This window comes from Chloroflexota bacterium (assembly GCA_015478725.1).
Taxonomy (GTDB): Bacteria; Chloroflexota; Limnocylindria; order Limnocylindrales; family CSP1-4; genus C-114.
Map to the genome: position 1 here is coordinate 1 of JADMIG010000049.1, position 12,436 is coordinate 12,436.

Annotated in this window: 10 protein-coding genes; 7 read left to right on the forward strand and 3 right to left on the reverse strand. The window is 71.1% G+C overall.

The genetic code is table 11. The features are described 5' to 3' along the window. Window positions 1–721: 721 nt before the first annotated feature. Window positions 722–1,993, reverse strand: a complete 1,272-nt coding sequence (locus IVW53_15045) for an RNA polymerase sigma factor (protein MBF6606882.1) — start codon at window positions 1,991–1,993, stop codon at window positions 722–724. Beyond that, window positions 1,980–2,363, reverse strand: a complete 384-nt coding sequence (locus IVW53_15050; protein ID MBF6606883.1) for a YciI family protein — start codon at window positions 2,361–2,363, stop codon at window positions 1,980–1,982. Before IVW53_15050 ends, IVW53_15045 begins: the two co-directional genes overlap by 14 nt. 323 nt (window positions 2,364–2,686) lie before the next feature. On the opposite strand from IVW53_15050, the gene IVW53_15055 reads away from it, so the two are divergent. Then, window positions 2,687–4,051 (forward strand): DNA polymerase domain-containing protein, encoded by a 1,365-nt coding sequence (locus tag IVW53_15055; GenBank protein MBF6606884.1) that lies wholly within the window; start codon window positions 2,687–2,689, stop codon window positions 4,049–4,051. A gap of 4 nt (window positions 4,052–4,055) precedes the next feature. Here the strand turns inward: IVW53_15055 and IVW53_15060 are convergent, their stop codons facing one another. Further along, entirely contained in the window at window positions 4,056–4,664 is a 609-nt protein-coding gene (locus tag IVW53_15060) for a TetR family transcriptional regulator C-terminal domain-containing protein (protein ID MBF6606885.1), read from the reverse strand. 109 nt (window positions 4,665–4,773) lie between these two features. On the opposite strand from IVW53_15060, the gene IVW53_15065 reads away from it, so the two are divergent. From IVW53_15065 to IVW53_15090, 6 genes are all read left to right on the forward strand, one after another. Further along, window positions 4,774–5,973, forward strand: a complete 1,200-nt coding sequence (locus IVW53_15065) for an aminomethyl transferase family protein (GenBank protein ID MBF6606886.1) — start codon at window positions 4,774–4,776, stop codon at window positions 5,971–5,973. Then, window positions 5,973–7,613, forward strand: coding sequence for an NAD(P)/FAD-dependent oxidoreductase (locus tag IVW53_15070; GenBank protein ID MBF6606887.1), 1,641 nt, complete (start codon window positions 5,973–5,975; stop codon window positions 7,611–7,613). Before IVW53_15065 ends, IVW53_15070 begins: the two co-directional genes overlap by 1 nt. Before the next feature lie 46 nt (window positions 7,614–7,659). Next, the gene (locus tag IVW53_15075; protein ID MBF6606888.1) at window positions 7,660–8,835 is read left to right on the forward strand and encodes an acyl-CoA dehydrogenase family protein; all 1,176 of its coding nucleotides are present in this window, start codon (window positions 7,660–7,662) and stop codon (window positions 8,833–8,835) included. Beyond that, a complete protein-coding gene (locus tag IVW53_15080) occupies window positions 8,832–11,096 on the forward strand; it encodes an acetate--CoA ligase family protein (GenBank protein ID MBF6606889.1) in 2,265 nt (754 codons plus the stop codon). The genes IVW53_15075 and IVW53_15080 overlap by 4 nt, the downstream gene beginning before the upstream one ends. Then, a complete protein-coding gene (locus tag IVW53_15085; protein ID MBF6606890.1) occupies window positions 11,093–12,262 on the forward strand; it encodes a glycine cleavage system protein T in 1,170 nt (389 codons plus the stop codon). Before IVW53_15080 ends, IVW53_15085 begins: the two co-directional genes overlap by 4 nt. Further along, on the forward strand, window positions 12,259–12,436 hold a 178-nt coding region (locus IVW53_15090; GenBank protein MBF6606891.1), incomplete at its 3' end, for a hypothetical protein. The genes IVW53_15085 and IVW53_15090, both read left to right, overlap by 4 nt.

A 12,436-nucleotide genomic window follows, 5' to 3' on the forward strand; every position in this document is an offset into this window, starting at 1 on the left:
CCTCAGCCGCTGAGCTCGCGGCCTCGGCAGGCGCGGGGGGCGGCATCCGGCGAACAGGCAGCCCTCGGGAACTCAGGCCCTGTGCACGGAAGTCCCCGCTCGAAACCGACCGAACGGGTCATTGTTCGCCGTGCCGCAACCCTGCACGCTCGAGCCACCGCTCATGCGATGCTCGTTGAATGCGCCGCGGCCCCGGTCCTGCTCGCTGGCGGACTCGGCGCCACGGCCACGTCGTGTGTTCGTGCAAGACGTCGACGACGAAGGCGCGAGTTGTGCCGTGCGGCATGGGCAGTCCCCGCGACCCGATCGCCGCACTCCGCTACGAGTAGGGCAGCCGGGTCACTCGCGATCGGAGCGGAGCCGCGCCGCAGCAGTCCGATCCGTGCCAGACGACCCTCAGGCGGGCGCTCGTCACGGTACGCGGGGCAACATGGGGTCCGGTCGTGCGCGGCGCACCGCTCGCACCACCGTCAGCGGTGCCAGGCGACCGCCAGGCGAGCAGGTGTCCGGATCCGACTGACGAGCGCCCGCCTGGAGGACAGATGTCACGAAGGCGGCCGTCGGGGCAGGCTCGTGCCGATCGGCCGGGACCGGCTGCCCCTGGCCCGATCCCGGGGCCGATCCCTGGGCCGACACTTGGGCAGACCCACCAACCGACCCCTGGGTCGACGCCTGGGCCGACGCGTGGGCCACCAGCATCAACCGGCCAAGGTTGCGCAGCCTACGGCCCGCCGAGCACCTCGGCGAGGCGTCGCTCGAGGAACACCCGCTCAGGGGTCGTCCCGACGAGGGTGAGCGCCCGACGATAGGCGGCAGCGGTCTCCGGATCGCGGCCGAGCCGGCGGAGCAGGTCCGCCCGTGCGGCGTGGAGCAGGTGGTAGTCGTCGAGGGCACCGGCGGCGGCCAGCGCTTCCATGAGCTCGAGGCCGGCAGACGGTCCGTCCGCCATCGCGATCGCCACTGCCCGGTTGAGCTCGACGACGGGTGACGGCGTGATCCGGACGAGCGCGTCGTACAGCCCGACGATCTCCCGCCAGTCCGTGGATGCGGCGGTCTGCGCCTCGTCGTGGACGGCGGCGATCGCCGCCTCGATCTGATATGGGCCCGGCCGGCGCATCCTGAGCGCACGCTCGACGAGGGCCGCCCCCTCCACGATCCGGGATCCGTCCCAGCGCTCGCGATCCTGCGCTTCGAGGAGGATGAGGTCGCCGTCCGTCCCGATCCGAGCCGCTCGACGGGCGTCGTGGAGGAGCATGAGGGCGAGCAGCCCGATGACCTCCGGTTCGTCCGGCATGAGCTCGGCGAGGACGCGCGCGAGGCGGATCGCCTCGGCGCACAGATCGGGGCGGATGAGCGCATCGCCCGAGGACGCACCGTAGCCCTCGTTGAAGATGAGGTAGAGGACGCGGAGCACGGCGTCGAGTCGCTCGGGCAGGAGGTGATCCGGCGGCACGCGATACGGGATGGCGGCGTCGCGGATCTTCCGCTTCGCCCGGACGAGGCGCTGGGCGATGGTGGGTTCGGGGATGAGGAAGGCGTGGGCGATCTCCGGCGTCGTCAACCCACCGAGGGTCCGCAGCGTGAGGCCGACCTGCGCCTCCATCGCAAGCGCCGGGTGGCAACAGGTGAAGATGAGCCGCAGGCGGTCGTCGACGACGGGACTCACGTCGACATCGCTCGGTCCTCCTTCGCCAGCGGAGAGCTCCGTTTCCAGCCTCGCCTGGTGAACGAGGAGCGCCCGCTTGTCCTCGAAGCGACGCGCGCGCCGGAGACGGTCGATTGCTCGATTGCGGGCGGTGGTCGTGATCCAGGCCCCCGGATTCGCGGGAAGGCCGTCCCGTGGCCAGCGCTCGAGGGCGACGACGAACGCCTCCTGGACCGCATCCTCCGCGAGGTCGAAATCGCCGAGGACCCTGATCAGCGCGGCGACGGCTCGCCCGGACTCCGCGCGGAACAGGCGGTCGACGATGTCGCGCGACTCAGCCGGCTCCAGTGATGGCCTCTGCTGTGGCGTCCGTGGGCAGCTCGTGGATCGGGCGGATCTCGATGGCGCCCCGCTTCGCGCCCGGAATGCGGGCGGCCGACTCGATCGCCTCGTCGAGGCTCGCGCACTCCACGAGGTAGAAGCCGCCGAGCTGCTCCTTGGTCTCGGCGTAGGGTCCATCCGTCGTCATCGTCCGGCCGTCGCGGACCCGGACGGTCGTCGCAGTCGAGGTGGGTCGGAGTGCCTCGCCCGCTCGGAACGAGCCGTTGTCGACGGTCGCCTGGGTATAGGCGTTGTAGGCGTCCAGCTCGTCGAGCATCACGTCGTCCGTGGCCGACTCGGTGGGTTCCGGCGTGTAGATGAGGAGCAGGTACCGCATCGTCGACTCCTTTGCGCAGCCGGGCGACCGTCGATGACCGCCGTCGCCTCTACGACGAACGGGCGCCGTCCGAATCGACCGGGCCGGGGGCCGGGCGTGATCCGGTGTCTCGATCGGCATCTCGGTCGGCGTCTCGATCGGCGTGTGAGGACCCCGGCCTCCGCGCGTGGGCCATCACCTCCGCGCGTTGGCCATCATAGGGCTGGCGGTCTGCACAGGACCTCGAGGAGCGCCGTTTCCGTCAGATGTCCCTCAGGCGGTGGAGCCGGCTGGAGCCGGCTGCGGAGCCGGCCGCGGACGAGCCGTCGCGATATCGTGTCGCCATGGCGACACCGCAGGAGATCCTCCGCATCGGCGATCGCGACGTCATCGTCACGAATCCCGCGAAGGTCTATTTCCCGGCCGCGGGCCACACGAAGCTCGATCTGGTCCGCTACTACCTCGCGGTGGCGGAGGGTGCGCTCATCGGGGCCGGCGGTCGACCGATGGCCCTCAAGCGGTTCGTCAACGGCGCGGACGGCGAGTTCTTCTTCCAGAAGCGGGCGCCCGAGAACCGACCAACCTGGCTCGACACCGTGGAGCTCTCATTCCCGTCGGGCCGGACGGCGAACGAGGTGGTCCTTCGCGACGCGGCCGGGCTCGCCTGGGTCGTCAACCTCGGCTGCATCGACCTCAATCCGCATCCGGTGCGGGCGGACGATCTCGACCATCCCGATGAGCTGCGGGTCGATCTCGATCCGGTGCCCGGTGTCGCCTGGTCGCAGATCCGCGACGTGGCCCTCGTCACCCGCGAGGCGCTCGAGGCGGTCGGCCTCATCGGCTGGCCGAAGACATCCGGCTCGCGCGGCATCCACATCAACGTCCGGATCGAGCGGCGCTGGACCTTCCCGGAGGTCCGCCGGGCGGCTCTCGCGCTCGCCCGCGATGTCGAGCGCCGGGCGCCCGCCCTCGCCACCTCGAAGTGGTGGAAGGAGGAGCGCCACGGCGTCTTCCTCGACTACAACCAGAACGCGAAGGATCGGACCGTCGCATCGGCCTATTCGGTCCGCCCGACGCCGGACGCGCGAGTCTCCATGCCGCTCCCCTGGGACGAGGTCGCAGCCGCGGAGCCCGAGGACTTCACGCTCGCCACCGTGCCCGGTATCGTCGCCGCCCGCGGTGACGCCGGAGCCGGCATCGACGAGGTGGTGGGCTCCCTCGACGCGCTGCTCGACCTCTCGGCCCGGGACGAGGCGGAGGGGCTCGGCGATGCGCCGTGGCCGCCGAACTATCGCAAGCAGGAGGGCGAACCGCCGCGCGTCATGCCGTCCCGCCAGCGCCGGCCGGCCGCGGCGTACGACACGGCTGACGCAACGCGCCCGACGCCGACGGGTCGCCGTCGCTCCGCCGTACCGGTCATCGAGATCGCGCGGGCGGCGAAGAAGTCGGACGCGCTCGGCGGGCTCGAGCGGTGGAAGTCGCGCTGGCCGGCCGCGGCGGCGCTGCTCGAGCCGGCCGACGTCCTCGTCGACTCGATGCGTGGACGGTCCACGACCTGGACCCGCATCCGCGTCAACCTCGTCCATGTCCCGGTGGTGGAGCGGCCGCCGCAGGAGCCGCTCGACCCGGACTACGACCCGCGCTCCGAGTGGCTGGGCCGGGACCCGTCCGGGCTCGCCGCGCGACAGCCCCGAAAGCCGCCGACCTGACCCGTCAGGCGCCTGACAGCGCACCCGGTGGGAGCCCCAACTCACGCTCGGCGGCGGCCTCGGCCCATTCGAGCAGGTCGGAGCGGGCGATGAGCGAGCCGTGCGCGACGACCTGCAGCGCGAGACCGTCGAGGAGCGACAGGATCCGCCACGCGGCAGCGCGGGGGTCCGGACAGGAGAACTGGCCACTCTCGATGCCGGCCCGGATCGTCCCCTCGAGCAGCGCCTGCCAGGCGAGGTTGAGCCGGCGCGAGGTGGCCTGGAGGGCCGGCCGACGGGCCGCCTCGGCCCAGGCGTCGAGCCAGAGCTGGAACGCCCAGTCCGTGTCGGCGGGCGTGTAGGCCCGCAGGAACGCCGCCAGCTCCTCGATCGGGCCCGGGGCGTCGGCAGCCGCCTCCTCCGCCATCCGCAGCTCGTTCCCGGCGACCCGCTCGAACGCCTCGGCAAGGACCTCGTCCATCGTCCCGAAGTAGTGATGGATCAGCCCGCTCGAGCTGCCCATCTCCTCGGCCACGTCACGAACCGTCGTCGAGGCCAGCCCCTTGCGGCGGGCGACGGCGATGGCGGCATCGACGATCGTCTCGCGGCGGTGATCGGCGGTCATGCGGGCCATGTGGCGCTCACCGTAGTCGATATTGCGCAAACGTCCAACTGTTCGGTACGATGGCGCCCGGACAACGTCCCCCGTCACGCCGGGCAGACCGGTCGCCCCAGAGGCGCTGATGATCCGCACGACACCATTCCACGAGCGACTCAGCCAGCTGACCGAGACCGGTCTCTGGGAGCACTGGGCCAACCACCTCGTCGCGAGCCGCTACCAGATGTCGGACAAGTTCGAGTACTTCGCGGTCCGCAACAGTGCCGGTCTGTTCGACACCTCGCCGCTCTACAAGTACCGGATCGCGGGCCCCGACGCGGCGCGGTATCTGTCCGGCGTGCTCGCGCGTGACATCCGGACGTGCGCCGTCGGCCAGGGCCAGTACACGATCTGGTGCGACGATCGTGGCTTCGTCATCGAGGACGGGGTCGTCCTCCGCCACGGGTCGGATGAGTTCGTCCTGACGTCCGCGGAGCCCAACCTCGCGTATCTCGAGGGCCTCATCGGCCGTCTCGAGGTCGGCATCGAGGATATCTCCGATCAATGGGCGATCCTCGCCGTCCAGGGCCCCCGGTCGCGCGACCTGCTGGCGTCCCTGTCACCCGCCGTGGCCCGCCTGCCGTACTTCGGCATCGTCGCCACGACCATCGCCGGGCTGAACGTCCGCGTCTCGCGGACGGGGTACACGGGCGACCTCGGCTACGAGATCTGGGTGCCGGCGGACGACGCGATCGCGGTCTGGGATGCGGTGTGGGCGGCTGGTCGCGGGCAGGGCATCATCCCCATCGGGATGTCCGCCCTGTACATGACCCGCATCGAAGCCGGCCTGCTCCTCCTCGACGTGGATTTCCACTCCAGCCGCTTCGCCTGGACCGACGCGGATCGATCCACGCCGATCGAGCTGGGTCTCGGCTGGATGTTCCGCGGCCTCGAGGCGGACGATCGTACCTTCATCGGCCGCGACGCGATCCGCCGGGAGCTCGCGGGCCGGACCTCGCGCTGGAAGCTGAGCGGCCTCGTCGTGGACTGGCGCGAGTACGACCGGATCTACGCCGAGGCCGGTCTCATCCCGCCGAAGGACCATACCCCCGTCCAGGACGAGTACTTCATCTACGACGACGACCTCGCCCAGATCGGCTATGCGACGAGTCAGATGTACTCGCCGATCCTCCAGCGCCACATCGCCCTCGCCCGAGTTCCCTTGAATCTCAGCGCTCCGGGCTCCCGGGTGAAGCTCGAGATCGGGCTCAATCACCGCTACGAGTACTTCGACGCCCACGTGGCGCGCCTGCCCCTCTTCAACCCGCCGCGAAGGACCGCCTGATGACCAAGACCGCGCCCGCCGGGCGGACGACGACCGCCGCCGCTGACCGGACCTATGACGCGATCGTCGTCGGGGGCGGCCATAACGGGCTGACCAACGGCGCCTACCTGGCGAAGGCCGGGCTGCGAACGCTGATCCTCGAGCGACGCCATCTCGTCGGCGGGGCGGCGATCACGGAGGAGCTGCGGCCCGGCTTCTGGTTCACCACCTTCTCCTATGCCCTGAGCCTCCTGCGGCCGGACATCATCCACGAGCTCGATCTGGTGAAGCACGGGTTCATGCCGATCCTCATGCCGACCACGTTCTGCCCGATGGAGAACGGCGATCACCTGCTGCTCGGCCAGGATCATGGCGAGAACCTCCGCGAGATCGCCCGCCACAGCCCCCACGATGCGGATGCCTATGACGCCTTCAATCACGACGTCCTCAAGGTCTGCCAAGCCATCAAGCCACTGCTCGACGCGGCGCCGCCGGACATCTTCAGCGACGATCCGGAGGAGCTGGTCGCGCTCGCCGGCCTCGCCCAGCGGTTCCGGAAGCTCGACCGCAAGGTCGTCCACGACGCGGTGCGCCTGCTGACCGGCTCGGCGGCGGATTTCCTCGACGACTACTTCGAATCGGACATCCTCAAGGGATACCTCGCCTCGTCGAGCATCATCGGCACGAAGGTGGGACCGTACTCCCAGGGCTCCGGGCTGGTGCTGCTGTACCACATGCTCGGCGAGCACGACGGCGAGTTCGGCGCGTGGTCCTTCCACAAGCGCGGCAACGGCGGTTTCACGGAGGTCCTCGCCCGAGCCGCCGAGTCCTTCGGAGCGGAGATCCGCCTCGAATCGCCGGTCGAGCGGGTCATCACCCGCGACGGCCGGGCGATCGGCGTCGCCCTCGCGGACGGCAGCGAGTACCACGCCCCGGTCGTCGTGTCGGCCCTGGACCCGCGGCGGACGTTCCTCGAGCTCGTCGATCCGCGGGAGCTCCCCACGGACCTCGTGGACACCATCCGCCGCTTCCGCTTCCAGGGCACCTCGGCGAAGGTCAACTTCGCCCTGGATGGACTCCCTCGCTACCCGGCGCTCGGTGACCGGACGGATCAGTACCGCGGGTTCACGAACATCGGACCCACCATGACCTACCTCGAGCGCGCCTTCGACGACGCGAAGTACGGCTGGTACAGCGCCCGGCCGTATCTCGACTGCGCCATCCAGTCGACGGTGGACCCGGACATGGCCCCACCTGGCAAGGCGGTCATGAGCTGCTTCGTCCAGTACGCCCCGTACCACCTCCGCGAGAGCGACTGGGACGCCGAGAAGGAACGGTTCGGCGACACGGTCCAGGCGACCCTCGAGTCCTTCTTCCCTGGGTTCGGCGACCTCGTCCTCCAGCGCGAGATCCGCACGCCGCTCGACATCGAGCGGACCGTCGGCCTCTCCGAGGGCAACATCTTCGGCGGCGAGTTCCTCGCCCCGCAGATGTACTTCTTCCGTCCCGCCCCCGGCTGGTCGCAGTACCGGACGCCGATCGACGGCTACTACCAGTGCGGATCGGGGACCCATCCGGGCGGATGCGTCATGGGCGCCCCGGGCAAGCTCGCCGCCGGCCAGATCATCAGGGACCGGGCAGCCGTGACGGCCGGCGGCTGACCGGTATCCGATCCGCGGCCCCGGGCCGCCGAAGGAGCGACTTCCCATGGACCTGACCCTCACTCCCGCGCTCGAGGCGCTCGCGGAGCGCGCCCGACGGTTCGTGGCGGACGAGCTCCGTCCACTCGAAGTCGAATTCGAGCTGGCGGGCGGGCGGCTGCCCCGGGAACAGGGCGCGGAGCTGCGCCGACGGGCGATCGCCGCGGGACTGGCGGGCGGAGCGCTGCCACCATCCGTCGGCGGCCAGGGCTGGTCGCTCCTCGAGCAGGTCGTCGTCCACGAGCAATACGGCCAGGTGACGGGTGGCCTTTGGTCCTACGTGCCGGACGCGTACAACGTCCTCGTCCACTGCGATGCGGCGCAGCGGCGGCGCTACCTCGAGCCGAGCCTGCGGGGCGAGCGCTCCGGCTCCTATGCGATCACCGAGCCGGGAGCGGGCTCCGACGCACGCACGCTCGAGGCGACCGCCGTCCGCGATCCCGCGACCGGTGGCTGGGTGCTCAACGGCGAGAAATGGTTCGTCACCGGGCCCGACGACACGGACTTCATGATCTTCCACGGCATGGTGGTCGACGCGTCGGGGCGGCACCCGACGCTCTTCCTCGTGGACTACGACACGGCCGGCGTCCAGCTCCGCCACGATCCCGCCTACACCCACACCTTCGCCGATCGCCACCCCCAGTTCGAGCTCGTGGACGTGCGCCTGCCGGACTCGGCGCGGCTCGGTCCCGTGGGAGCCGCCGATGACCTTGCCAACGAGTGGTTCGTCGCCGAACGCATCCACATCGGCGCCCGCTGCAGCGGGGCGATGGAACGGCTCCTCCACCTCGCCGTCGAATGGGCGACGGGGCGCCTCCAGTTCGGCGGCCGGATCTACGACTTCCAGGGGGTGAGCTTCCCGCTCGCCGATTCGGCGGCCGACGCCGCCGCCGCTCGGCTCCTCACTCGCGAGGCGGCATGGCTGGCCGACAGCGGGGTGGATCGCAAGGTCGTCCACGCCAAGGCATCGCTGGCCAAGCTGTTCGCGTCGGAGGCTGCGTGGCGCTGCGCCGATCGGGTCGTCCAGGTCTTCGGTGGCCGCGGCTACATGCGCGAGTACGCAGCGGAACGGTACCTGCGCGAGCTCCGGGTCGACCGGATCTGGGAGGGCACGAGCGAGATCCAGCGGCTCATCATCGCGCGAGCGCTCGAGCGACGCGGCGTGGCCGCGGTGGTCGGATGAAGGTCGAGGCTCGGCCGGCCTTCGACCTGCGCGCGCTGTTCGCACCGCGCTCGATCGCGGTCGTCGGCGCGTCGCCGCGTTCCGACCTCGCCACGACGGTGCGCGACAACATCGCCCGCGTGGGTGGCACGGCCCGCTGCTACTTCGTGAATCCGCGCTACGACGCGATCGACGGGACGCCATGCCACCCCGACCTCGCGTCGCTGCCCGAGGTGCCGGACACCGTGCTCATCGCGGTCAACCCGCTGCGGGCCGCGTCGCTCACGACGATCGCCGCCGCGGCGGGCGTGCCGGCCGTCGTCATCCCGGGCGGTGGGGTCGTCGAGGGTGGCGAGGCGGCGGCCCGGATGCAGGCGGAGGTCGCCGCCGTGGCGGCCGCGACGGGGACGGCCGTCCTCGGGCCGAACTGCATGGGCGTCATCGACCTGACCACGCACAGCGCCACGTACATCGACGACCTGCCGCCGACCCTCAGGCGTGGCGGCGTGGCCGGGATCGCCCAGTCGGGCAGCGTCACCGATGCCTTCGTCCATGCCGGGACGCGGATCGGCTGGAGCCGCATCGTGAGCTGCGGCTCGGAGGCGGTCCTCGACATCTGCGACTACCTCGCGCACAGCCTCGCCGACCCCGAGACGCACGCCGTCGTCCTGTTCGTCGAGGGATTCAAGCGCCCGGAGCGCTTCCTCGCCCTCGCGGATCACGCCCTCGAGCTCGGCAAGACCATCCTCGCCATCAAGGTCGGCCGGAGCCGCCAGGCGCAGGAGGCGGCGATCGCCCACACCGGATCGCTCGCCGGTGAGGACCGGGTGACCGACGCGGCACTGCGGGCCGCGGGCGTGGTCCGCTGCGACGATCTGGACGATCTCCTCGAGGCGGCCGCGCTCGTGACCGGGTCTCGCCGCCTCGGCCGCGGGGTCGGTGCCGGCCGCACGGCCGTCGTGACCGTCTCGACCGGCGAAGGCTCGCTCATCGCGGACCTCGCCTCCCGGACGGGCGTGGACCTGCCGCCGATCCCCGCGGCCGCCCGCTCGCGGATCGTGGCCGAACTGCCGACGCTCGGGTACGTCGGCAATCCGCTCGACCCATGGGGCGCTGGCGAGGCGGCACCCACGTATCGAAGCTGTTTCGAGGCGCTCGCCGATTCGGGGGCCTACGACGTGGTGGCCCTCGTGCACGACTTCCCGTTCCGCTCCCAGCCGGGCGAGGTCGCGCTCGCGACCGAGCTGGCCGGCGAGCTCGTGCGCACGACCGCTGCGCTGCCCGCCATCCTGCCGGTCTTCGTGTCACTGACCTCCGGCGACGCCACGCCCGAGGTCCTCGACCTCCTCGATGGAGCGGGTGGGATCCCGGCGCTCAGGGGCACGACGGCAGCCTTCGCATCCATCGCCCGCCTCGCCTGGTGGGAGCGGCGGCGCGCGAACCGACGCGCGGCCGGGCCGGCGAGGAGCGGCTGGCCGGCGCTCGCGGCGGACGTGCCGCCGTACGGCCACGACGGTTCGGCTGCGGATCCGATCGAGGTTGGCGACGGCGACGCCCGCGACCTCGACGGCGGCGGATCGGCCGCGGCGACCGGGCAGGTGCTGTCCGAGCGAGCGTCCCTCGACCTTCTCCGCGCTGCCGGGTTGCCCGTCGTCCGCGTGATCGCGATCCCCATCGAGGGTGTCGAGGAGTCGGCGGCCGCCGCCGCCGAGTCGCTCGGCTGGCCGGTGGTCGTCAAGCTCGACGCGGACGGCCTCGCCCACAAGACGGAGATCGGGGGCGTCGTCGTCGGCGTCGAGGATCCGGCGGGTGTCCGTCGGGCGGTCCGCCGCGTCCTCGGGGCGGCACGGTCCGCGGGGGTGACGGCGAGGGGCGTCCTCGTTCAACCCGCGGTCCCGCTGGGCGTCGAGCTCATCGTGGGTGCGCGTCGCGACCGCCAGTTCGGGCCGGTCGTCGTCGTCGGACTCGGCGGCATCCTCGCTGAGGTCATGGACGATGTCGCGATCCGCCTCGCGCCCGTGGCCCTCCCCGACGCTCGGGAGATGCTCGATGACCTTCGTGGCGCGGCGATCCTCCACGGCGTGCGCGGTCGTCCGGCCGTCGATCTCGACCGCCTGGCGGCCTTCGTCGTCGAGCTCGGCCAGGCCATCGCCGACCATCCGGATTGGCGTGAAGTGGACGTCAACCCCCTCATCGCCGGATCGGCTAGAGCGATCGCGGTCGACGCGCTCGTGATCCTCGAGGCCGATGCCGTCACCCCACCAACGAGGAGATCCCCATGACCGCGATCCGGACCGCCGAGCCGACCACGTCATCCACGCTGTACTTCGGACCCTGGTACCGCCGCTCGCCGTTTTTCGAGCGCACCCTCGCCGCGGGCTGCTCCGCCTACGACATCTACAACCACATGTACCTGCCCGGCTACTACGCGGATCCGGTCGAGGAGTACTGGCATCTCCTCAACGCCGTGACGGTGTGGGACGTCTCCGTCGAGCGGATCGTGGAGATCACCGGGCCGGACGCGTCCGCCTTCGTCAACACGCTGACCTGCCGCGACCTCACCCGGTGCGCACCCGGCCAGGGCAAGTACGTCCTCATCACCGCAGAGGACGGCGGCATCGTCAATGACCCGGTGCTCCTTCGCATCGACCCGGATCGCTGGTGGCTCGCGCTCGCTGACAGCGACGCGGGACTGTGGGCGCGCGGCGTGGCCGTCCACTCGGGGATGAACGTCACGGTCCGCGAGCCGGAGATCTACCCGATCCAGATCCAGGGACCGCGGTCGAAGGACGTCATGCGGACGCTGTTCGGCGACGCGATCCTCGACATCCGCTACTACTGGACGCTGCAGACGGAGCTCGACGGGATCCCGCTGGTCATCAGCCGGACGGGCTGGACGGGCGAGGTGGGCTACGAGCTCTACCTCCGCGACCCGTCCCGCGGCGGCGACCTCTGGGACCGGGTCATGGAGGCCGGCCGGCCGCACGACATCCGCCCGATCGCGCCATGCGAGGCGCGGCGCATCGAGGCCGGCATCTTCAACTACGGCTCGGATATGACGATCGCGAACAACCCGTTCGAGATCATGGGCCTCGAGCGGCTCGTCGAACCGCAGGCGGCCGACTACATCGGCAAGGCGGCCCTCGAGGAGATCCGGGCGCGAGGCGTCACGCGGAAGCTCGTCGGGATCGAGGTCGCCGGCGATGCCCTGTCATTCGAGATCGCCGAGAAGCGGCCGGCACTCCATCGAGGCGAACGAGTGGGTGAGATCACGGACCTCATCTGGTCGCCCCGGCTCGCGAAGAACATCGGCTACGTCTGGGTCCCGATCGAGCTGTCGGCGCCCGGCACGCCGCTCGAGATCGTCGCTCCGGATGGCGGGAGCTGGCCGGCCACGACGGCGGCCCTCCCGTTCCTCGACCCGAACAAGGAGGTCCCGAAGTCATGACGGCGAGCGGATTCTTCACCGCGGAGGAGATCGCCCGCGTGCGGCGCCCGTTCCGCGCCGCGTCGCTCCTGCCGGGACGGGCCTATCACGACGCGACGATCCACGACTGGGAGCTCGAGCAGTGGTTCGCCCGCGACTGGCTCGCCGTCGCCCGCGAGGAGGAGATCCCCGATC